Source organism: Nocardia sp. NPDC101769 (assembly GCF_044766925.1).
Classification (GTDB): Bacteria; Actinomycetota; Actinomycetes; order Mycobacteriales; family Mycobacteriaceae; genus Nocardia.
Window position 1 is genome coordinate 41613 of the sequence record NZ_JBIWMX010000004.1, and the last position, 21020, is coordinate 62632.

Genomic DNA, 21020 nt, shown 5'->3' on the forward strand with positions numbered 1-21020 from the left:
AGGTTTCGTGATCCGGGTGGTGTTGCTCGACGACGAGGAACTGGTGCGCTCCGGCATAGCCATGATCCTGGAGGCCGGCGGCGATATCGAGGTGGTCGCCCAGGACGGCGACGGCCGTGCCATCGTGGACCTGGTGCACCGGCACCGCCCGGATGTGGTGGTCACCGATATCCGCATGCCGCACGTGGACGGTCTCGAGGTGACCCGCCGGGTCCGCGGCCTTCCCACACCGCCGGCGGTGGTCGTCCTGACCACCTTCGGACTGGACGAATACGTCTACGCCGCACTGGAATCCGGCGCGGCGGGCTTCCTGCTCAAGGACACTCCGCCCCGCGAACTCGCCCGCGCCGTCGAGGTGGTCGCGGCCGGTGACGCCATCCTCGCGCCGGCCATCACCAAACGCATGCTCACCGCCTTCACGCAGGGTCCGGGCGCGCAGCAACCGGACGCGCTCGCCCAGCTTTCCCAGCTCACCGATCGGGAACGCGAGGTCGCCCGGGCCGTCGCCACCGGTGCGGGCAATGCCGAGATCGCCCGCACCCTCCACATGAGCGAGTCCACGGTCAAGGTGCACATCAGCCGCGTCATCGCCAAGCTGGGGCTCGAAAACCGTACGCAGATAGCGATTCTCGTGCTGCGCGCCGGATTGGCCTGAACGCCGGTCAGTCCGGATCCCGCCAGTCGACGGTGAGGGAACCGCCGCCGAAGCGGGTGAGGTCGCGGGTGAGGATGTCGCGGATGCGGCGCAGGGCCGCTGCGTCCGTCGCGTCGATGCGCACCACGAGTGTCTCGGGTTCGGCGGTGAGAGTGCAGTGGCCCCAGGGGCCGAAATGGGCTGTGGTGCGGCTATCGGTGCCTTCGACGCGCAGGTGGATCTCGCCGGCGGCCTGGGGATTGCCGGCGTGGACGCGGTGGCCGCGCGGGGAGGCCATGGCCTCGGCGTGGGTGCGGAACTGACGCAGGTAGCGGGCCGGTCGGTCGGTCGGAACGCGGGATTCGAGTGCGGGCATGGGAATCACTGCCGGGTGAGGGCAGCGAGCCAGGCGGCCACCGGGGTCGGGCTGGGAAGGATGTCGAGGATGGCCGGTTCGAGGGAATCGAGTCGCCAGCCGTCGGTGAAGGCGGACTCGATATCGGTGCGGCTCAGGCGATGCGGACCCCAGGTGCCGGGCTGGCGATCGCTGAAACCGAGCACAAAGTACCGTCCGCCCGGCGGAATGATCGTGGCCAGGCCGTCGACCAGGGCGATGCGGTCCGCGCCGTCGAACAGGTGGAACAGGCCGCAGTCCAGCACGGTGTCGAAGGTCTCGCCGAGGCCGGCCAGGTCCAGGGCGCTGTGGCGCACGAACCGCGCTTGCAGTCCGCGTTCCGCCGCCTTGCGCCGGGCCAGTTCGAGCGCGTGCCCGGACTGGTCGATCCCGGTGGCGTCGAGACCCAGGCCGGCGGCGAGCAGTGCGTGTTCGCCGGTGCCGCAACCGAGGTCGAGGACCCGGCCGTGCAGGGCGCCCGCCTCGGCGAGGGCGGCGAAGGCGGGCTGGGGACGGTCGATGTCCCACGGCGGTTTCGTCGCGTAGAGGGTGTCGGGTGCGTTGGGGTCGTGGTATTCGGGGTTGGGGTCGTCGATGGGTGGGAACACGGAATTCTCCTGTCGGGAGGGGCGGCCCTGACCTGATGCTTCGAATTTATCGAGACACGGTGTCTATGGTCAAGAGTCGGTGTCTGCAGAGCAGTCAGTCTGTATGGTTGAGGCGTGCCGAAGCTGTGGAACGAGACGATCGACGCCCATCGCCGCGAGGTTCGGGACGCGATCCTCGACGCCACCGCGGCCCTGGCCTTCGAGCAGGGACTGCGCGGGGTGACCATGTCGCGGATCGCCACTCGCGCCGGCATCGGACGGGCCACGCTCTACAAGTACTTCCCGGATGCCGAGACCATTCTGCGCATCTGGCACGCCCGACGGATCGAAGCCCACCTGGTCGAGCTGGTCAAGGTCCGCGACGGCGAGGGCAGTGCCGGCGGCCGGCTCGACGCCGTTCTCACCGCCTATGCCCACATCGCCCGCCAAACCGGCAGTCACGACCGGGAATTGGTGAAGTTCCTGCATCCCGACGAGCACATCGTCGCCGCCCTGAACCAGCTGCGCGATCTGCTCCGGCAGCTGATCGAAGAAGGCGCCGCCGCCGGTGAACTGCGCGCCGACGTCCCGCCCGGCGAACTGGCCGCCTATTGCCTGCACGCCCTGTCGGCCGCGGCCGACGCGACGTCGGAGGCCGCGGTGGGGCGCCTGGTATCCGTCACCGCGGCGGGACTTCGCGCGGTCTGATCCACCGCGCGGCTTTCGCTGTCCCGGATCGGCGCGCTTCGGGCGGGAGTCGGGACCTCAGGTCCGGTCGCGCGTAATCGTCGACCGCACAAGCGGTTCCAGCTGTGCGGCAATGCGATCCAAGGGCTCCGCGCTCCGCTGTGCGCGGCACATGGCCACGCTGCCCTCGACGGCGGCGACGATCAGGGTGGCCGTGCGCTCGGCCTCGGCGCGTTCGGCCCCGTGGGCGCACATCGAGTCGGTCAGCAGCTCGGTCCAGCGGCCGAAGGCCGCGGCAGCGGCCTCGCGGGGTGCGCCCTCGGTCTCGGGCAGGTCCTCCACGGCGACCGCCAGCACCGGGCACCCGGCGCGGAAGCCGGTGTCCACCACGACCTTCCGCCACATCTGCAGGAAGGCCCGCAGCCCCTCGATCGGCCCCTGGTCCAGTTCGCGGGCGAGCAGCGTCGCCGCGAGATCCCCGGCGAAGGTGACCGCCTCGGTCGCGAGCTGGGTCTTGCCGCCGGGGAAGTAGTGATACGTCGAACCCAGTGGCGCGCGAGCGTATTTGGCGAGCTCGCGCACGCTGGTCGCGTTCAGGCCGCGCCGCCTGATCATGTCGGCCGCCCCGGCCACGAGTTTGCCGCGTGAATCCGCGGTCTCGCTCGCCGTCCCCGCCATCGACTCCTCCTTGTCTATGACAACCGTCATAGAGTACCGTCCCTCGATTATAACGACTGTTATAGACGGTCGGCTGGAAGCGAAGGAGCACGTAGATGCCGATGATTCATCTGTCCCTGCCCGCCGGGGTGCTGACCGGGGACGCGCGCGGCGAGCTGTCGAAGGCGCTGCCGCAGACCCTGCTGAAGTGGGAGGGCGCACCCGACACCGCGTTCTTTCGGGCGCAGGCATGGTGCCGCATCGAGGAGGTCGCCGACGGCGGATTCGGGGCGCTCGAGGACGATCTGCCGCGCTTCCGGGTCGACGTGACCGTCCCCGCGGGCGCGCTGTCCGATCGCCGCAAGACCGGGCTCATCGCCGAGGTCACCGAAAAGGTGCTCGCCGCCGCGGGTCTGGGCCAGAGCGAGGCGCTGCGGATGTGGGTGCTGATCCACGAGCAGCCCGAAGGCACCTGGGGCGCGGCCGGTTCGGTCGTGAAGTTCAAGGAGCTGGCCGCCCTCGCCCAGGGGCAGCGGTCGGATGCGTGAATACCTGCCGGTGGGTACAAAGGTCCCGCTCGTGCACATGTACGCCACCGACGCGACGGTCGAGATCGGCGTCTCGAATGTCCGGCCAAGCCTGCCCGATGTACTGGATTTCGTTGCCCGCCACAATTTTCCGGCCGAAGTCGTGACCACGATGACCGCCGCCTGGGAAGACGCGCCCGCGACGTACGCGGCGCACACCACCAAGCTGGTCCTGCACCGCGAGCCCCTCGCGGTTTCTGGACCGGGCGACTAGTTTGCCCGTTGGCCTGCGGTTCGACACTGGATTACCGCACACTGGGCTCCTGGCAAACGCCGTGTGAGGGCGGCGTTTTCACTCGGGAGCTAGCATGACCGCAACCCAGCCTCGATCCGATGATGAACGGCGGCTCGCCGAACTCGGTTACAAGCAGGAATTGGCGCGATCCTGGTCCGGATTCTCCAATTTCGCCATCAGTTTCACCATTGTCTCGATTCTCACCGGCGGCCTGGCGAGTTATGGGATCGGCCTGTCCAATGGTGGGCCGATCACCATGGCGTGGGGCTGGCCGCTGGTCTCGGTCATGGTGTTGTTCGTCGGGCTGGCCATGGCCGAATTGGCCTCGGCCTATCCGACGTCCGGTGGACTGTACTGGTGGGCGTCGGAGCTGGGCGGGCCGGTGTGGGGCTGGTTCACCGGATGGTTCAACCTGATCGGGCAGATCGCGGTGACTGCGGCCATCGATTACGGCGCCGCCATCTTCACCACCGTGGTGCTGAATGTGATCGGATGGGATATCGGGACCGACCGCAATGCCATCTTCGCGGTGTTCTCCGGGATTCTGGTGCTGCACGCGCTGCTGAACATCATCGGACCGCACCTGTCGGCGGTCATCAACAATGTGTCGGCCTGGTGGCATGTGGGCGGTGTGGCCATCTTCGTGGTGGTGCTGGGGTTCGGCGCGCGCCACCACCAGAGCATCGGCTTCGTGTTCACCAAGACCGTGGACAACAGCGCGATCGGGTTCGGCGGGGTGGCGTTCAGCTTCCTGCTCGGGTTGCTGCACGCGCAGTACACGTTCACCGGGTACGACGCCTCGGCGCACATGTCGGAGGAGACGCACGACGCCTCGCGTATGGCGGCCAAGGGGATCATCAACACCATTGTGGTGTCGGCGGTCGCGGGGTATCTGCTCATCATGGCGGTGACGTTCGCGATCCCGAATCTCGACGATGCGCTGGATCCGGCGAAGAACAGCGGTTATCCGGTCATCTACATCCTGCAGAATTCGCTGAATTCGTTCTGGTCGGGGCTGCTGCTGATCATCGCCGCCGTCGCGCAGTTGTTCTGCGGCTATGCCTCGGTCACCGCGGCCTCCCGCATGCTGTTCGCTTTCGCACGCGACGGCGCGGTGCCGGGATCCAAGCTGTGGGCGAAGCTGTCGGCCCGCCGGGTGCCGGTGAACGCGGTCTTCTTCGTCTCGGTGTTCGCGTTCATTCTGCTGATTCCGTCGATGCTGGTGCCCGCCGCCAATGCCCCGACCGCGTACGCCGCCGCCACCTCGGTGGCCACCATCGGCCTGTACATCGCCTACGGGATTCCGGTGCTGCTGCGGCTGTTGCGCGGCAACCGATTCCAGGCCGGGCCCTGGCAGCTGGGGCGCTGGTATCGGCCGATCGGGATCATCGCGCTGATCTGGATCGTGATCATCAGCGTGCTGTTCATCCTGCCGACCGACGACCACGGGTATCCGTGGGTGGACGGATTCACCTGGAACGCGGTGAATTACGCGCCCCTCACCCTGGTCGGGGTGGTGGGCGCGATCGCCGTCTGGTGGCTCGTCTCGGCCCGGCGCTGGTTCACCGGGCCCAAACGAACCGTGGAGGAGCCGCCGGAGGTCGACCAGGCCCCCGTCGGCGCCTGAACCGCAGCGCCCGAAAATCGTTGCGCTACAGGGGCGTCACGTACGCGCCCGAGATACCGCCGTCGACCAGGAACTGCGAGGCGGTGATGAAGGAGGAATCGTCGCTGGCGAGGAAGGCCACGGCGGCGGCGATCTCCTCCGGCTCGGCGAACCGGCCGACGGGGATATGCACCAGGCGGCGGGCGGCGCGTTCGGGATCCTTCGCGAACAGCTCCTGCAGCAGGGGAGTATTGACCGGTCCGGGGCACAGCGCGTTCACGCGAATGCCCTGGCGCGCGAACTGGACTCCCAGCTCCCGGCTCATGGCCAGCACGCCGCCCTTGGAGGCGGTGTAGGAGATCTGGGAGGTGGCCGCGCCCATGACGGCCACGAAGGACGCGGTATTGATGACCGAGCCCCGGCCGCGTTCGAGCATGTGCTCGATGGCGTACTTGCTGCACAGATACACCGAGGTCAGATTGACCTCCTGCACCCGCTTCCAGGCGTCGATGCCGGTGGTGAGGATCGAATCGTCCTCCGGCGGTGAGATGCCCGCGTTGTTGAAGGCGATGTCGAGGCCGCCGTAGGTGTCGACGGCGGCCTGGAACATGGCCCGCACCTGCTCCTCGTCGGTGACGTCGACCTTCACGTAGAGCCCGCCGGCCTCGGCCGCGGCGGCCTCGCCGCTGGTGGCGTCGATATCGGCGACCACGACCTTCGCGCCCTCCTGGGCGAAGCGCCGGACGGTGGCCAGCCCGATACCGCTGCCGCCGCCGGTGACGACCGCGACTCGATCCTGTAAGCGCTGCAACGTATCTCCTTCGATGAGGGGCTGGTTACTCGGTGGCGAGGAAGACGTTCTTGGTCTCGGTGAAGGCGCGCGCGGCGTCGGGGCCGAGTTCGCGGCCCAGACCGGACTGCTTGAATCCGCCGAACGGCGTCCAATAGCGCACGGAGGAATGGGAATTCACCGACAGATTCCCGGCCTCGACCCCGCGGGCCACCCGCAGCGCCCGCCCGACATCGCTGGTCCAGATGGAGCCGGACAGGCCGTAGTCGGTGGCGTTGGCGAGGCGCAGGGCGTCGGCCTCGTCCTCGAAGGGCAGCACCGCCACCACCGGGCCGAACACCTCCTCGGTGAGCACCCGGTCCTCGGGGCTCGACGGGAGGACGACGGTGGGGGCGAACCAGTATCCGGGGCCGTCGGGGCGGGCGCCGGTGAACGCCACCTTGGTCGACGGTTCGAGGAATCCGGCGACGCGGTCGCGGTGGGCGGCGGAGATGAGGGGCCCCATCTCGGTCGACTCGTCGGACGGATCGCCCACCCGCACGCCCTGGACCGCCGGTTCGAGCAGTTCCAGGAAGCGGTCGAAGACGCTGCGCTGCACCAGGATTCGGGAGCGGGCGCAGCAGTCCTGACCGGCATTGTCGAAGACGCCGTAGGGCGCGGTGGCGGCGGCGCGCTCGAGGTCCGAGTCGGCGAACACGATATTGGCGCTCTTGCCGCCCAATTCGAGGGTCACCCGCTTCACCTGCTCGGCGCAGCCGGCCATGATCTGCCTGCCCACCTCGGTGGAACCGGTGAACACCACCTTGCGCACGGCCGGATGGGTGACGAAACGGGCCCCGACCACCGCGCCGCGACCCGGGATCACCTGGAAGACGTCCTCGGGCAGGCCGGCCTCCACGGCGAGCTCACCGAGCCGGATGGCGGTGAGCGGGGTGAGCTCGGCCGGTTTGAGTACCACGGTGTTCCCCGCGGCCAGGGCGGGACCGAAGCCCCAGGCCGCGATGGGCATGGGGAAGTTCCAGGGCACGATGATGCCGACCACGCCCAGCGGCTCGCAGAAGGTGATGTCCACCCCGCCCGGGACCGGAATCTGATTGCCCAGCAGGCGTTCCGGCATACCCGCGCTGTAGTGCAGGACGTCGCGGACATTGCCGGCCTCCCAGCGGGCATTGCCGATGGTGTGGCCGGCATTGCTGACCTCGAGCCGGGCCAGCTGCTCGATCTCGGCATCCACCGCCTCGGCGAAGCGGCGCAGCAGCCGCGCCCGATCGCCGGGGGCGACGGCGCGCCAGTTCGCCGTCGCCCGGTGCGCGCGTTCGATGGAGGCGTCGGTGGCGGCCGTATCGGCCGCGGCGATGGTGGCCAGCACCTGCTCGGTGGCGGGATTGACGATGTCGGTGGTTGTCACGGGGTGCGCTCCTTTCCGTACTGTGCCGCGTGGTCGACCAGGGCCCGCATGAGGCGCAGGTCGGTCTGGTTCTCCTCGGGATGCCATTGCACGCCCAGCAGGAACGGGCCGTCGCGGGTCTCCGCGGCCTCGATGACGCCGTCCACCGTGTGCCCGGTGGCGGTGAGGCCGGGGGCGAGCGTGCCGATGGCCTGATGGTGGTGGCAGTGTGCCTTCACCTCGGGGCCGACGATGTCGGCGAGGCGGCTGCCGGGAACAGTGGTGACAGTGTTGACCGTGAAGACGCCGGGGGAGCGTGAGTGGTCGGTGTGCCCCACGGCATCCGGGACGTGTTGCAGCAGGGTGCCGCCCAGGGCGACGTTCACCAATTGCAGTCCGCGGCAGACGGCCAGGACCGGCAGTCCCGCCGCGCGGGCGAGCGCGAACAGCCCGAACTCGGACTCGTCGCGGTCGGGGCGCAGTCCGCGGGTGGCGGGATGCGGTGGCGCGCCGTAGTGGGCGGGGTCGAGGTCCGCGCCGCCGGTGAGCACCAGGCCGTCGAGGCGCTCGACGAGCTCGGGGCGCGGAGTTCCGGTGGGCGGCAACAGGACCGGGATACCGCCCGCGCGCTCGGTCAGGTCGATGTAGGTGCGGGCCAGCACCGCGGCGTCGACGTCCCAGTGGCCGAAACGGGTGCGTTCGGAATACGTGGGCAGGCCGATGACGGGCCGGCGGCCGGAGTCAGAGTCGTTCGAAGCCACGGATCCGCTCCCAGTCGGTCACCGCCGCGTCGTAGGCGTCCAGCTCGACCTGCGCGGCATTGCGGTAGTGCCGCACCACCTCCGGACCGAACGCTTTCTGGGCGATCTTGCTGTCGCCGAACAGCTGCGCGGCCTCGCGCAGGGTGTGCGGGACGCGCGGGCGGTGCGAACGGTAGGCGTTGCCGTGGAACTCCGGCTCCAGTGGGAGCTGGTGTTCGATGCCGTGCAGACCGGCCGCGATTGCCGCGGCGACCGCCAGATACGGGTTCACATCGCCGCCCGGGATGCGGTTCTCCAGGCGCAGCGAGGGGCCATGGCCGACGACGCGCAGGGCGCAGGTGCGATTGTCGCGACCCCAGGCCAGCGCGGTGGGTGCGAAGCTGCCGGCCTGGAATCGCTTGTAGGAGTTGATGTTCGGGGCCAGCAGATAGGTGAGTTCGCGCAGGCAGTCCAGCTGGCCCGCGATGAAGTGGCGCATCAGGGCCGAGGGGTCGTCGCCGTCGGCGAAGACCGGCTCGCCCACGCTGTTGCGCAGGCTCAGGTGGATGTGGCAGGAATTACCTTCCCGCTCATTGTATTTCGCCATGAAGGTGATGCTGCGGCCCTCCTGGGCGGCGATCTCCTTGGCGCCGGTCTTGTAGATGGTGTGGTTGTCGCAGGTGATCAGCGCCTCGTCGAAGCGGAAGGCGATCTCGTGCTGGCCGGGATTGCATTCGCCCTTGGCGGACTCGACATACATTCCCGCGCCGGACATGTCGGTGCGGATACGGCGCAGCAGCGGTTCGATCCGGGCGGTGCCGAGCATCGAGTAGTCGACGTTGTACTGGTTGGCGGGGGTGAGATCGCGGTAGCCGCTGCGGAAGGCGGACTCGTAGGTGTCGTCGAAGACGAGGAATTCGAGTTCGGTGCCGACATAGGCGGACAGGCCGCGCTCGGCCAGGCGATCCAGCTGGGCGCGCAGCACCTGTCGGGGTGAAGCGGCCACGGGCTGCCCGGGCCGGCCGTGCGGGTCCACCTGCTCGACGTCGCAGAGCACCAGCGCGGTGCCCGGCCACCACGGCACCAGCCGCAGCGTGCTCAGGTCGGGGCGCAGCACGAAATCGCCGTAGCCGGTGTCCCAGGAGGACATCTCGTAGCCCTCGACCGTGGTCATCTCCACGTCGACGGCCAGCAGATAGTTACACGCCTCCGTCGCCTGATCCAGTACCTCCTCCACGAAATACCGTGCCGAACAACGCTTTCCCTGTAATCGCCCCTGCATGTCGGTCATCGCCACCAGCACCGTGTCCAGCGTTCCCGCCTCGACCCGCGCCACCAGCTCCGCCACGGTAAGCATCCCGGCCCGCATTCTTGACCCCTCTCGACGTCAACCCCGCTCACGCTAGGCGAACCCGGCCTCCGTGTGTGCCCGAATACGGCAAGTGATCACCCGCGTGTTCGGTGTGGCCTTCCCGTGCGCCGATCGCCCCGGCGCCACGCCGGAAAAACTGCTGTTCTCGCTCTGTCCGCTCGGCTGCCGTCCGGACCATGCCCGGTCCCGAGGAAACGTTCACCGCCCCGTATCAGCCTGCGGTCTATCCGATCACCGGAATTCAGGCCGCCGCGACAACCCGCGGCATCAACGCTCGCCGCTGGTCGGTTTGACCGCGAAGGGACGTGCCGCGATGGCCTCGACCACCGCCCGCGAACACGCCGTGCTGCGCGGCGTCGGCGGAAACCTCACCGCCGCTGATATCGACACGTGCCTGCGAGTCCTTCGGCACCTGGGCGAACCCTTCGCCGATGTCGACCTGGACAGCCATTCCGGACAGCACAGCTGAACTCTCGATCCATGAAGGAGCCGGGCGACCGGTCTGTCCGAGCCGTAAGTCCGGCATCGTGGATATGCGGGACGTTTCCATCGAGGCCGAGCACCGGCCGGGCATAGCAGCTCGACCGTGGGCCGTCGAAGTCGAGTTGGACGTAATCCCGGACAAGCACCACCGAGGCCAACTCGAGACCGCGCAGACCGGCGAGCAGCGGATCTTGTCGAGAGTTCATCGACCTTCCGACCGTCGGGACTCCATCAGCAGGGCCGGGTACCGGTTGTCGAATCGAGGGACTCGGCGGGCGCGTGTTCGGTGCCGCCGCACCAGATTCTGCGTATCGCTCGGGTCGCGCGGATGTCGGCGAGCGGATCGCCGTCGAGCAGGACGAGATCGGCGCGCATGCCGGGTGCGATCACGCCGCGATCCGCGAGCCCGAACACGCGGGCGGGCAGCGAGGTGGCCGCATTCAAGGCTTCGATGGGTGAAAGACCAGCGCGCACAAGCAATTCCAGTTCATGGTGCATGCTCGATCCGTGCGGCGGATGGAAGGGGATACCCGGTGTCGCATTGGCGTCGGTGCCGGCCAGGACCGTGACACCCGCCTCGTGCAGCGCCGCCACATTGGTCAATGAGTCCGCGAACATCGCAGCGGCGCCGTACTTTTCGGCAGATCCCTCCATCATGGTCAGGGTGGGAACGACAACGTGCCGCCCGGCCGCCAGCCGCTCGATATCGCGTGAGGGCAACCGAGCACCCACCGGAACGTGGGTCAGGATATCGACCCCGGCGTCTATGGCCATTGCGTATGCGCCAGGCGTGGAAACGTGCGCGACGACTCCGACATTCCGCGCATGCGCCTCGACGACAACGGCTTTCGCTGTCGCCACGTCGGGCCCACTTTCCCGCCGCGCCTCCAGGATCAGTTTGATGTAGTCCGAACCGTCGGCGATACGCTGCGCCACCATCGACACAGCTTCGTCGGGTCCACGGATGACGGCCCACACGCCTGCGCGGTCCAGTGCAGCGGCGACGAGAACAAGGCCAACGACCAACCACACCAATGGAATAACCGCCCCTCCATCTCCTGGGCTCGACGATACCCGGCCGACCTGTTGGCCGAGCCGGATAGCGCGGTCCTCCTCGGCATAGTGCGTTCGCCGACGGCCGCGGTTCCGGCCGTTGGCGCCGCGTCGATCACCGCGGTGACCGACGCGGCGTAACCGGTGCGTCAGGCGTCGGTACCGACTCCGTGGCACCAGCCCGACCGCCCGCCTCGGACCCCAGGATCGGTTGCGCGAGGTCATCGAGTGCATCGCGCACCCCGCGGGCGAACACCTCCACGTCCGGGCAGCTGTCCTGGTCAGCGGCGGCAGTGAAGTTGAGCTGGCCGGCGTACGACAGGGCGGCGACGACAAGTGTCAGGTTGCCCATGGGCGGCAACACGGGGAACACCTCCAGCAGCGGCGCGCCGGCGAGATACAGCCGCATCGGCGGACCCGGGACGTTGCTCACGACCAGGTTCACTGACCGCTGCCGCGGAAACAGCCGGTACCAGATGCGCTGGCCGGCAACGAATCTGAAGATCCCGCTGCCCGCCTCGGGGCGAGCCTTGTCCCTTCGTGCGCTTGTCTCTGCGGCGATCAACGTCAGCCGGCGCAACGAGTCCGGCTCACCGACCGGCAGCGGCACCATCATCCACCCGGGCGTGTTGCCTTGCGCTTCCCCGGGCCGCGCTTCGTGGTGGGAGATGGTCACCATCGCGCGCTGGACGAGCCCGTGGACATCCTCGCCGCGGCTTGCCAGCAGCCGGCGCAGGCCACCGGCAACCGCGGTCAGCACCACGTCGTTGACCGTGGAGTGATGGACATGGGCGACGAGTTTGATGGCGTCGAGCCGGCCGCGGACAATGGCCAGTCGGCGCTCGGGGCCTACGGGGTGGTTGAGGCTGGTTCGTGGGGCAGGCTTTTCGGTAAGCACCTCCCGCCAGGCCGGCAACGCGCGGCGCGCAAGGCGCAGCGTTCTGCTCGGATGGACAAGGCCCGACCACCCAAGCCCTAGTTCGTGTCGGCGGCGTCGCAGGTTGTCGCGGAGCAGTTCACCGGTGGACGGGGTGGGTGTCGGCGTCCACGGCGGTGCACCCTCGACGGGCGCGTCGGCGGCCCGGTCGAGCAGCGCCCCGAAGGCGGCCATCGCGGCCGGGCCATCGGCGAGGACGTGATGCAGCTTCAAGAACGCGCCGACCCGTTGGTCCGGCAGGCCGGGCAGCAGCCACAGCTCCCACAACGGCCGAGCGGGATCGAACGGTCGCCGGGCCAGTTGCTGGCATATCTGCAGCAACTGGTCCTGGTCGCCGGGCGCGGCAAGCGCATGGACGTGGATGTGCTCAGCGAGGTCGAAGTAGGGCGCGTCGATCCACAGCGGCCAGCCCAGCCCGAGCCGAGGCCGGCGCAGCAGCTGCCTGAAACGAGGCACCAAGTGCATTCTCGGCTCGAGGTGTCGCCGGACCGCGTCGAGTCGGACGCTGCCGTCCTCGTCGAGCAGGCTTGTGCCGTCGAGGATGGCGAGCCCGCCGATGTCGGTGGACCAGCCGTAGTCGCCCCAGAGCAGCAGGAAAAGGTCCGAAGCGGTCACCCGTTCCAGCAGACGGGTCTCGGCCATGACCTCACATCCCTTCCTCGTCGCCTAGACAGCCGCCGCGGTTCCGAGGCCTTGGAGGAACGAGTGAACAGCGATTCCTCCGGCGTGCTTGTATGCGAGTTCCTTGAGCTCCGAAGAGACGGCGGACGTCGCCCCCATTCACGCTTCGACGAGTTCGAGGAAATTCTCCAAGACCCCGCCGTCGAAGGGGGCCCCTGGTGGTCGGACGCAGTGGTCACACGGTCTTCGGGACGTGACTCCGGTAGACCACGCGCATGACCTTGTGGCTGAGGTCGGCGGTCGGTTCGAACATCAGCGGGCATCCTCCGTCGATCACAGTGATGCCGTGCCCACGCCCATAGGCCGTGGCCGTGTCGCTGACGCTGCCCGCGCCGTAGGACCGGTGCATCCATACGTGTTTGATCCCCAGCTCGGCGCACTCGCGCATCGCGCTGTCGGCCTTGTCGGGCGCGGTGGCGATGACGACGGCGTCGACCCCTCCGGGGATGCTCTTCAAGTCGTGATAGCTGCGCGCACCCTCGACCTCGTCGGCATTGGGATTGACCGCGAACACCTCATACCCGCGGTCGCGCAGACGCTTGTACACGACGTTGGATCCGTGCTCCTTGGGTTTCCGCGATACGCCCGTCACCGCGATTCGCTTGTTCGCAAGGAACGCGGAAGCCGCTTCCTTCATCGTCGGCATCATCCACCTCCAATCACCGCCTGCATTACCTCCGCCGGCGCAGTGACGCCGGTCGCTGTCGAGCCGGGAGTCTCTCGTTCGACTTCGATCGAGTAGTCCGCGGCGAGCGCGGCGAGCGCTCCGATCGCGGCCACCGTGGGCGCGAGGAGGAAGCCGACCACACCAACCGTCACGGGTACCTCCATCACGGTCTTGCCGTCGGAGTCCTTGATGATGATTCGACGAACGTTGCCTTCGTGGACCAATTCCTTGACCCTCTCCACGAGGTGGCCGCCCTTCACGTCGATCTTCTCTGTCGATGTCGTCGTTTGCTGCGTCATTCCGTTCACCGCCTCCGCTAGCCGGGCCCCTTTTTTCTTCACATCGTCGTCTTCGGGACCGCCTCGCGGCAGGGCCGAAGGTCTACCCCTCACCGGGCCGAACCGCCTGACTGCCGGGTCCGATTCGCGACCCGTTGATCGGTACCGTGCCGAGCATCAACCTCCGGCGCCTCGCGCTGGCGGTCAGCGAGGTATGCGGCATACAGGGCATTCGAGCCACAGCGGCCGGACTCGGATGCCTAACTCGGTGCAGGGTCAGACCGGTTCCAGCCGGAAGATCGCGATCCTTTCCGCTGCTGCCGCGATCGCATCCGGATTGGCCTCGGCCGCAAGACCACTCGTGACGAACAACTCGGCCACCCGGCGCGGACTGTTTTCGGCATGCTCGTGAAGCAACAGTCGGCGTTCCTCTATCGGCAGCTCTACCAGACGAACTTCGGAAGAACGCCGCCCTCGGCTCAGCATCACCATCTCGGCATTGCGCGCGTTGGCCACCCAGGCCGCCCGCGGATCCGCCTGAATGATGTACCGCTGCCCATCAATCCGCACCACGGCGATCGCGCGGTGCGCGCCTGCCCGCTCTTCCGCCCTGGCGCGGTGAGAAGATGCATCGGCCCGAACGTGATCCCCACCTTCTGCAACGCCACGATGACCTTGTTGAACCGGTTGACCTTGCGCTCGAGATCGATGGCTGCCTGACCCATATTGCTACCCGCCCCGCCCCGGCAATGACCCTGGGCCTGTTCGACGACCGACAAGCACTTCCATGTCAGCCGAAGTTGAGCGATGACTGTGACTCGGGTCATCTACTCGGCCCAATGGAGTGTCGGATGCGGCCGGGAGCGCGCCACGTGCGCGCCTGGCTGCGCGCGAACGGCTCGGACTCGGCGGCTCGCTTGGCGAACTGGGCGTAGCGGTCGGCGATGGCGTTGTAGGCGGATGCGGCCACCGCGACGTGATCTTGGTCAAGCACGCTGGCCGGTTCGGTCAGCGCGGTATGCGGCAGATGAGTGCGTTCGACAGTGGTCGTGGTGGTGTTCGGCGGCATTGGATTCTGATGCCGTTCCTGCTTGCTCCGGCCGACGCTCTGCGGGTTCGGGAGTACTGACAGTCGTGGGTTGGCCGACGGTGCCTGTTGGTCGGCAGTGATCGACATCGTGTGGGCGGATCGGTTGTGCCGCAGGGGCTGCCGAGGAGTGGGGGCAAGAATGTGGATTCGGCGCACCATACGTTGGTGCGGGAACTTGATGGTGGCCGGGGGCTTGGTAGCTACCGTGAAGTCAAGCCACACGATACGAGAACAGTTGATGCTGAAATGGACTCTGAAAACGTCTAGACAAGTGCGAGACTGGCTGTGCACGAACAGCTTTCGCCATCGACCGCACGTCCTACGTGCCTGTCCATCGGTATGTCGACGTATCGGAGCAGGACGACAGCGGCAGTGGCGGCCGCACGGGCGTAATCGTGTCCAGCGGGCCAACGGCGTTCGGCCAGGCCGTCACCGCGGTCGGTGTAGCCGTGCTCGGTGAGATAGTCACGGGTGTGCTCGGATATGCGGGGGCGTAAAGGCAGATTTCAGTGGGTGACAACTCCAGGCGCTGAAACCTCTATACGATCAGTTTGTTCACAGGCACTTCCGCTGATTTCAGTGCGCTCGGGTCGGTGCGGGTGTTGTGTGCCGTTGGGGTCGGGGAGCGGATTCGGTTACTGGCGCTGGTGGCCTTCCTCTGACTCCGATCAATCGTCGCTATCCGACCAGATCCTTGAACGGATAGGCGGCAAGTAGCGCAATGTACAGGTCGTTGTATGAGCTCTGCACGGTCTGCTTCGTCGCGTCGAAATAGTGTGTCGCACGCGCATCGACGGCATTCTCGGTGATCAGCCGAGGCTGGATCCTTGGGACGCAGTGGCCGATTCCTATGGTCGGGCCTGGCGGATGGGAGTGATCGACTCGTTCGATGCCATGATGCACATGCACAATCTCTGGTGCCACGTCAGCATTCCCTACGACGACAACCGTCGTGGGGCCGCATTGATTTGGGCGGGCACGGGAGTGTGGGAAGTCGATGATGATTCAGGTGACGTCACATCGCTGATCATCGAATGCTGCGGCACAGATTGTCTCCGAAGCCGATGCGCTCGTGGCCGAAAACGCGATACCTCGCCCGCTCTGCATCGCGGTGCGCGAGGCACTGTTGCCCAACGGACATTGAGCCCGAAACTCCAGCGCTTGTCGTTGAACCCGGGAGGCTTCGAGGGCCTTCCCGGCCCCGTTGAGCGAAAGCGGCTCGACGACTCGGCGATTCGGCGGCAAGATCGACAATTATGAGCGATATCGCGCTGGTCACCGGCGGCAACCGCGGGATCGGCCGGGAAGTCTGCAGGCAGCTGGCCGAACGCGGGTTCACCGTGCTGCTGGCTGCGCGGTCCGAGGAAGCCGGGAAGACCGCGGCCGCGGAGGTGGGGGCGCTCCCGTTGCTGCTGGATGTCACCGACAACGCCAGTGTCGTGGCGGCAGCCCAGGAAGTGGAAGGCTTGCACGGTCGACTGGATGTCCTGATCAACAATGCCGCAATCACCTACGACACCTGGCAGCGCGCGGCGACCGCGGACCTGGCGGTCGTGCATGAGGCCGCGGAAACCAACCTCTACGGCCCCTGGCGCATGGTCCATGCCTTCTTGCCGTTGCTGCGCAAGAGCTCCCATCCCCGCATCGTGAACGTCTCCAGCGAAGCCGCCTCCCTCACCGGCATGGACGGCGGCACCCCCGCCTACAACACAACCAAGGTGGCCCTCAACGCTCTCACCCGCATGCTGGCCGCCGAGCTGCGCTCCGACCACATCCTGGTCAACTCCATCTGCCCGGGCTGGGTGGCCACCGATATGGGCGGCCCCGGCGGCCGCCCCGTCGCCGAGGGCGCGGCCGGAATCGTCTGGGCCGCAACCATCCCCGACTCCGGCCCCACCGGGGGCTTCTTCCGCGACGGCCACCCCCTGCCCTGGTGACAAGTTTTCCGCAACAGAGGAGTTTCATGAAGTACCTGGTCATCGGAGGCACGGGCCGCACTGGCCGGCAAGCCGTCGGCCTGCTCCGCAACCTCGGTCACGAGGTGGTCGTCGGCACCCGGCGTCCTCGGGACGAGCAGAGCATCGCGGTCGACCTGGCGAGCCCGCTCGATCCCCGGTTGCTGGCCGGTGTCGACGGTGTCATCGTCTCGGTCGAGCCGCCGGTGGATGACGCGGCCGCCGACGCGGTGATGAACACCGGAGTCGGAGAGCTCGCCGAACTGGCCGCCGCACAGAAGATCCCCATCGTTCTGGTCTCCCAGATCTACATCACCCGCGCCGCCGAACATCCCGACATAGCAGGCATCATCCGCGCTCGCGGAGCCGGTGAACAGGCACTGCGGAACAGCGGCGCGCCGTATGCGATCGTCCGCCCCAGCTGGCTCACGAATTCACCTGCCACCGGTGTGCATCTCGAACAGGGTGATCGCGGTGACGGTCGTGTCAGCCGCGAGATCGTCGCCCAGGCAGCGGTCGCGGCCCTGCTCTACCCCGAATCCCGAGGCAAGACTTTCGAACTGTATGACGGGCATACCCGTGTGGACTGGCCCACAGCTTTCACCGCCCTGACCGCTGACTGACCCGAACTGCCCGCCATCCGGCATTACGGTGCCTTCGGTCGGCCCCGGATGGTCACGGCCAGTTGATCTTCCGCTGGGCAACGTGGCCGCTTCGGACCGCGCGAGTAGCACATGCGAGTGCGCACGGCCAGGTATGACGCATGGCGTCGGTGATGCGGATCAGTGCGGTGAATTCATGGGAGCGAACGCTGGTTGGGGTGCCCGTGTATCGGCGAGGTTGTGGAGTTGGCCAGTGCGTTGTACAACCAGTTGTGGGCTCGCCCGATAGTGACACGAGGTCCGAAGAACCGTTCTGTCAGCGCCCAGTAACGGTGAATCCGGTGGTCGGAATCGGTTGCGTCGATCAGCAACTGCTCGCGGAAACGCGGGGAGTCATGTTCCCCTCGTGCGTCGGCATGGGCGTTGACGAATCGGTCGAGTTCGGTGCCGGCGTGCGGTCGAACACCTTCCGCCACGAGTGGCACCACGTCCACTATCACGTTGTCCATGCTGATGTACAACGCTCGAGGGTCGCGGATCAGCTCTGGTCGATGCCGCCAGTATTGCTGTCGCACGGCACTGTTCATGCCGGGGTCGGCCGCCAGAGCGGCCAGCTCGGCATATGCGACAACCTCGTCGACAGAAGGATCAGCAGGCGGCTCCGGGACATTCCAGCACACCCACATATCGCTGTCGCACCGCGGTATCGGTGCGAGAATGCGCCGCCAGAACCGGACGAGGCAATCGTGCACCGCATCACCGTCCTGCGCGGCGGCCAGCAACGCGAGTCGCTCGGCCCGCTGCGCCGGGGCGGCCGTCTCCATGGCCCGCAGTGACGCCCGCCGCCATGCCAGCGACCTGAATTCGATATCGAGCCGCGCACTTTCGGCAGCGATGACCTCTGTCATCGACCGCTCTTCTTGCAGCACGTCGGTGATCGAGTCGAGCCCGAGGCCGAGGGCGCGCAACCGCCGCACCAGCAGGAGGCGTTCGGTGGCGCTGTCGGCGTCGAACATCCGATGCCCGCCCGCGCTGCGCTGGGATTCCAGAATGCCTTCGTCGCAGTAGAACCGGATCGTTCGCACCGCGAGCCCGGTGCTGCGCGCCAACTCCCCGATGCTCACCAGCGCACCGGAGTGTGTGTTGTCCGTCACAACCTGTTGAACCTCCACCCCGCTGGAGGTTTTAGCGTACTGGGCACTCCCGTCCGACCCCGACAGCGGAAACCGAAGCGGTCGTGGCGGACGAGTGGAGTACTGCATATGTCGTCACACCGAGGAGGGTGTTTCGTGGCTACCACGCAAGAAGAAATCGTCGCCGGCATCGCGGAGATCGTCGAGGAGGTGACGGGCATCGACGCCGCCGAGGTAATGATCGAGAAGTCTTTCGTCGACGATCTGGACATCGACTCGTTGTCACTGGTGGAGATCGCCGTACAACTGGAGGACAAGTACAGCGTGAAGGTCCCCGACGAGGACCTTGCGAGCCTGAGAACCGTCGGCGACGCGGTGGCCTACGTCCAGAAGATGGAGGCCGAGAAGCCGCAGCTCGCCGCCGAAATGGAAGCGAAATACAAGGAAGGCCAGGCGAATTGAGCAGCCCGGGGCAGTCGCTCCGCACTGAGGTGGTGAGCCGGTGATTGCTGATCCACGGTTGAATCCCGCCGCAGTCGAGCTCGGCAGCTTCTTCCGACAGCCACCGGACGCGGTATGGCGTGCGTTGACGGAGCCGGATCTGCTGGAGCGGTGGCTGCTTCGACCGACCGGGTTCTCCACCTCGGTCGGAACCCGCTTCCGATTCGCCATCCCGGACTCATCGATCAACGAGATCACCTGTGAGGTGCTGGCGGCCCGGCCGCGTGAGCAGTTGACCTACAGCTGGATATATCGGCAGGCCGAGTATCCCGCTCGGTGGATTGTCGACTGGACGTTGCAACCGCAGGGTCGTGGCACACGACTTCTGCTGACGCAGACAGGTTTCGACATCGACGATCGTCGACAGAAGATGGTGCGCAACGCCATGGAGCGCAGCTGGAAGCGACTCGTCCTGCCGCGGCTCGGCGAGGTGATCCACCACTGATCTGAGTCGAGTACGGAGATCGAGCCGCCGCACCTGACCGTCCCGCAGAATGCACTGAACGGTGAACCTGTGCGCGTCGGTCAGACCGGCGGCCACGAATCACGGTGCCTTCCTTGGGAAGTCGCGGCCTCGTCGGCTGCGGTGACACCGCGAAACGGCGCCCCTAGGAGTCGGGGCTGCACACCGACGCGACGGCAAACTACTGTGCCGGTTCTAATCACATTGCGAAAGGTTCGGACGATGTACTTCATCTCGATGGCGTTGGGGATGTTCGGCCCACTGCTGGTGCCCGCAGGAAGCGCGAACTGCTGGATGGACAGCACTGCTCCCGCGTGCATGCCCCACTAGATCGATTCCCGCAACTGGGTGGGCGGAATTGCCGCCCACCCGGTTGCCCTGCCCTGATTTGCGCGCCAGGCATCGCGAAACACGTATGCCTTGCGGGGGGCTCGTCCGGCAACCGAGTTGCCGGACACAGCACGGCCGTTGGGCGGGACCGCTTCTCGCGTCGAACCAGAGTTGCTAGGCCACCGCGATCGCGGTGATCGCATGGACAACGCACGCAGACAAAGGTTCGGCAACCATTTGCACCTCTCCACGCCGTGCGCCGATCGCTGCATCTCCCGCCTGAGCGAGCGCAGCGGCGACCAGGGCGAGAGCCCTGACGGCGCTATTCTCGCTCCATACGCCCTCGCGTAGAAACGTTCTCCTGCGGTGGGGTTCTCCTCGTGACTCGAGACCGAAAGAGGAAGGGCCGCAGCCACTCCGAAGCCGATGCCTATCACCGAGCCACGCCGTTGAGCACGGTCGGCACGATCATCCCGGCGCTCATGCCTTCCTCCCGAGTGTCCTCGATCTCGGGGACCGATCGCTCACCGATCAAGCGCCCTGGAGACATTTCCTCGGTCGCGCGATTCATCGGCGCTGTGGGCGGGCGAGGCGTGTGTTCTGCGTCATAGCAGTGGGATGTCACAAATCCGGGGCCGTCGGCACCTCATGGTCGTCCCACTGACGATGAAGGAGATGGACACCGTGAATGCTCGGCTCGACATGTATGCCAATGAGGTCGGTGCGAAGTTCGCCAAACGATTTGCCAATGCCAGTCTGGTGATCACGCAGTCGGAGGTGCCGAAAACGACTCAGGAGCTGGTGAGCTTGCGGGCCAGTCAGATCAATGGGTGTGGCTGGTGTACCGATGCGCACACCAAGGAGTTGGCCGCAGCGGGGGAGCCGGCGGTTCGGATCAATCTGGTGGCGACCTGGCGGGAGGCGTCGGTGTTCAGCGAGGCGGAACAGGCGGCGCTGGCCTTCGCCGAGGAGGGCACGCGGCTGGCGGATGCCTACCTCGGGGTCTCCGACGAGACCTGGGCGCAGGTTCGGAAACACTACGACGACAATCAGACCGCGGCCCTGGTGGCGTTGGTGGCCATGATCAACGCCGCCAACCGGCTCGGTGTCATCCTGCATCAGCGGGGTGGGTCCTACGAGCCGGGCATGTTCGCCGGGGCCATCGACTGAC

Annotated in this window: 26 protein-coding genes; 11 read left to right on the top strand and 15 right to left on the bottom strand. The window is 67.0% G+C overall.

The annotated features are described in order from the left end of the window. Nucleotides 1–7 precede the first annotated feature (7 nt). Nucleotides 8–655, top strand: a complete 648-nt coding sequence (locus ACIRRA_RS08695) for a response regulator (protein ID WP_379395307.1) — start codon at nt 8–10, stop codon at nt 653–655. A 7-nt stretch (nt 656–662) separates the two neighbouring features. Here the strand turns inward: ACIRRA_RS08695 and ACIRRA_RS08700 are convergent, their stop codons facing one another. Both ACIRRA_RS08700 and ACIRRA_RS08705 read right to left on the bottom strand, forming a co-directional pair. Beyond that, the gene (locus ACIRRA_RS08700) at nt 663–1010 is read right to left on the bottom strand and encodes a DUF2218 domain-containing protein (protein WP_402764984.1); all 348 of its coding nucleotides are present in this window, start codon (nt 1008–1010) and stop codon (nt 663–665) included. Nucleotides 1011–1015: 5 nt separating this feature from the next. Beyond that, nucleotides 1016–1636: a class I SAM-dependent methyltransferase gene (locus tag ACIRRA_RS08705; protein ID WP_402764988.1), complete on the bottom strand. Its 621-nt coding sequence runs from the start codon at nt 1634–1636 to the stop codon at nt 1016–1018. Between the two features lie 114 nt (nt 1637–1750). Here ACIRRA_RS08705 and ACIRRA_RS08710 point away from each other — a divergent pair, with 114 nt between their 5' ends. Continuing rightward, a complete protein-coding gene (locus tag ACIRRA_RS08710; protein WP_402764991.1) occupies nt 1751–2323 on the top strand; it encodes a TetR/AcrR family transcriptional regulator in 573 nt (190 codons plus the stop codon). 57 nt (nt 2324–2380) lie between these two features. On the opposite strand, the gene ACIRRA_RS08715 is transcribed toward ACIRRA_RS08710, so the two are convergent. After that, nucleotides 2381–2980 carry a TetR/AcrR family transcriptional regulator gene (locus ACIRRA_RS08715; RefSeq protein ID WP_402765902.1) on the bottom strand — a complete coding sequence of 200 codons (600 nt, stop codon included), beginning with the start codon at nt 2978–2980 and terminating at the stop codon, nt 2381–2383. A 95-nt stretch (nt 2981–3075) separates the two neighbouring features. On the opposite strand from ACIRRA_RS08715, the gene ACIRRA_RS08720 reads away from it, so the two are divergent. The 3 genes from ACIRRA_RS08720 (at nt 3076) to ACIRRA_RS08730 (ending at nt 5408) form a co-directional block, all read left to right on the top strand. Next, complete coding sequence (locus ACIRRA_RS08720) at nt 3076–3507, top strand: 4-oxalocrotonate tautomerase family protein (protein WP_402764993.1); 432 nt, start codon at nt 3076–3078, stop codon at nt 3505–3507. Nucleotides 3508–3544: 37 nt separating this feature from the next. After that, on the top strand, nt 3545–3760 hold the full coding sequence (locus ACIRRA_RS08725; protein ID WP_402764996.1) for a hypothetical protein: 216 nt from the start codon (nt 3545–3547) through the stop codon (nt 3758–3760). A gap of 94 nt (nt 3761–3854) precedes the next feature. Then, nucleotides 3855–5408, top strand: a complete 1554-nt coding sequence (locus ACIRRA_RS08730) for an amino acid permease (RefSeq protein WP_402764999.1) — start codon at nt 3855–3857, stop codon at nt 5406–5408. A gap of 25 nt (nt 5409–5433) precedes the next feature. Here the strand turns inward: ACIRRA_RS08730 and ACIRRA_RS08735 are convergent, their stop codons facing one another. From ACIRRA_RS08735 to ACIRRA_RS08750, 4 genes are read right to left on the bottom strand one after another with little or no spacing between them, the layout of a single operon-like run. Beyond that, on the bottom strand, nt 5434–6213 hold the full coding sequence (locus ACIRRA_RS08735) for a 3-oxoacyl-ACP reductase (protein WP_402765904.1): 780 nt from the start codon (nt 6211–6213) through the stop codon (nt 5434–5436). Nucleotides 6214–6223: 10 nt separating this feature from the next. Next, on the bottom strand, nt 6224–7585 hold the full coding sequence (locus tag ACIRRA_RS08740) for an aldehyde dehydrogenase family protein (protein WP_402765002.1): 1362 nt from the start codon (nt 7583–7585) through the stop codon (nt 6224–6226). Further along, nucleotides 7582–8325, bottom strand: a complete 744-nt coding sequence (locus ACIRRA_RS08745) for a gamma-glutamyl-gamma-aminobutyrate hydrolase family protein (RefSeq protein ID WP_402765005.1) — start codon at nt 8323–8325, stop codon at nt 7582–7584. Before ACIRRA_RS08745 ends, ACIRRA_RS08740 begins: the two co-directional genes overlap by 4 nt. Then, nucleotides 8306–9661: a glutamine synthetase family protein gene (locus ACIRRA_RS08750; protein ID WP_402765008.1), complete on the bottom strand. Its 1356-nt coding sequence runs from the start codon at nt 9659–9661 to the stop codon at nt 8306–8308. Before ACIRRA_RS08750 ends, ACIRRA_RS08745 begins: the two co-directional genes overlap by 20 nt. A gap of 328 nt (nt 9662–9989) precedes the next feature. Between ACIRRA_RS08750 and ACIRRA_RS08755 the strand changes: the two genes are divergently transcribed. Continuing rightward, nucleotides 9990–10145, top strand: a complete 156-nt coding sequence (locus tag ACIRRA_RS08755) for a hypothetical protein (RefSeq protein ID WP_402765011.1) — start codon at nt 9990–9992, stop codon at nt 10143–10145. Nucleotides 10146–10390: 245 nt separating this feature from the next. Here ACIRRA_RS08755 and ACIRRA_RS08760 read toward each other — a convergent pair whose 3' ends face one another. The 7 genes from ACIRRA_RS08760 to ACIRRA_RS08790 form a co-directional block, all read right to left on the bottom strand. After that, nucleotides 10391–11098 (bottom strand): amidohydrolase family protein, encoded by a 708-nt coding sequence (locus ACIRRA_RS08760; RefSeq protein ID WP_402765014.1) that lies wholly within the window; start codon nt 11096–11098, stop codon nt 10391–10393. 229 nt (nt 11099–11327) lie between these two features. Continuing rightward, nucleotides 11328–12791: a wax ester/triacylglycerol synthase family O-acyltransferase gene (locus tag ACIRRA_RS08765; RefSeq protein WP_402765017.1), complete on the bottom strand. Its 1464-nt coding sequence runs from the start codon at nt 12789–12791 to the stop codon at nt 11328–11330. Between the two features lie 214 nt (nt 12792–13005). Then, nucleotides 13006–13467: a CoA-binding protein gene (locus ACIRRA_RS08770; protein WP_402765020.1), complete on the bottom strand. Its 462-nt coding sequence runs from the start codon at nt 13465–13467 to the stop codon at nt 13006–13008. 8 nt (nt 13468–13475) lie between these two features. Beyond that, nucleotides 13476–13796, bottom strand: coding sequence for a DUF4342 domain-containing protein (locus ACIRRA_RS08775; protein ID WP_402765022.1), 321 nt, complete (start codon nt 13794–13796; stop codon nt 13476–13478). A gap of 255 nt (nt 13797–14051) precedes the next feature. Then, nucleotides 14052–14345: a hypothetical protein gene (locus ACIRRA_RS08780; RefSeq protein ID WP_402765025.1), complete on the bottom strand. Its 294-nt coding sequence runs from the start codon at nt 14343–14345 to the stop codon at nt 14052–14054. 253 nt (nt 14346–14598) lie between these two features. Next, nucleotides 14599–14844 carry a hypothetical protein gene (locus tag ACIRRA_RS08785; protein ID WP_402765028.1) on the bottom strand — a complete coding sequence of 82 codons (246 nt, stop codon included), beginning with the start codon at nt 14842–14844 and terminating at the stop codon, nt 14599–14601. A 699-nt stretch (nt 14845–15543) separates the two neighbouring features. Continuing rightward, on the bottom strand, nt 15544–15789 hold the full coding sequence (locus ACIRRA_RS08790) for a hypothetical protein (RefSeq protein ID WP_402765031.1): 246 nt from the start codon (nt 15787–15789) through the stop codon (nt 15544–15546). Between the two features lie 332 nt (nt 15790–16121). Here ACIRRA_RS08790 and ACIRRA_RS08795 point away from each other — a divergent pair, with 332 nt between their 5' ends. Together ACIRRA_RS08795 and ACIRRA_RS08800 are read left to right on the top strand one after the other, a co-directional pair. Beyond that, complete coding sequence (locus ACIRRA_RS08795) at nt 16122–16802, top strand: SDR family oxidoreductase (protein ID WP_402765034.1); 681 nt, start codon at nt 16122–16124, stop codon at nt 16800–16802. A 26-nt stretch (nt 16803–16828) separates the two neighbouring features. Next, the gene (locus tag ACIRRA_RS08800) at nt 16829–17443 is read left to right on the top strand and encodes an SDR family oxidoreductase (protein ID WP_402765037.1); all 615 of its coding nucleotides are present in this window, start codon (nt 16829–16831) and stop codon (nt 17441–17443) included. Nucleotides 17444–17616: 173 nt separating this feature from the next. Here ACIRRA_RS08800 and ACIRRA_RS08805 read toward each other — a convergent pair whose 3' ends face one another. Next, on the bottom strand, nt 17617–18576 hold the full coding sequence (locus ACIRRA_RS08805; protein ID WP_402765040.1) for a MerR family transcriptional regulator: 960 nt from the start codon (nt 18574–18576) through the stop codon (nt 17617–17619). A gap of 135 nt (nt 18577–18711) precedes the next feature. Here ACIRRA_RS08805 and acpM point away from each other — a divergent pair, with 135 nt between their 5' ends. The 3 genes from acpM to ACIRRA_RS08820 all read left to right on the top strand — a co-directional run bounded on the left by acpM (nt 18712) and on the right by ACIRRA_RS08820 (nt 21019). Then, the gene (gene acpM, locus ACIRRA_RS08810; protein WP_402765043.1) at nt 18712–19017 is read left to right on the top strand and encodes a meromycolate extension acyl carrier protein AcpM; all 306 of its coding nucleotides are present in this window, start codon (nt 18712–18714) and stop codon (nt 19015–19017) included. A gap of 40 nt (nt 19018–19057) precedes the next feature. Continuing rightward, nucleotides 19058–19501 (top strand): SRPBCC domain-containing protein, encoded by a 444-nt coding sequence (locus ACIRRA_RS08815; protein WP_402765046.1) that lies wholly within the window; start codon nt 19058–19060, stop codon nt 19499–19501. Nucleotides 19502–20524: 1023 nt separating this feature from the next. After that, entirely contained in the window at nt 20525–21019 is a 495-nt protein-coding gene (locus tag ACIRRA_RS08820) for a carboxymuconolactone decarboxylase family protein (RefSeq protein ID WP_402765048.1), read from the top strand. The last annotated feature ends 1 nt before the right edge of the window (nt 21020 follow it).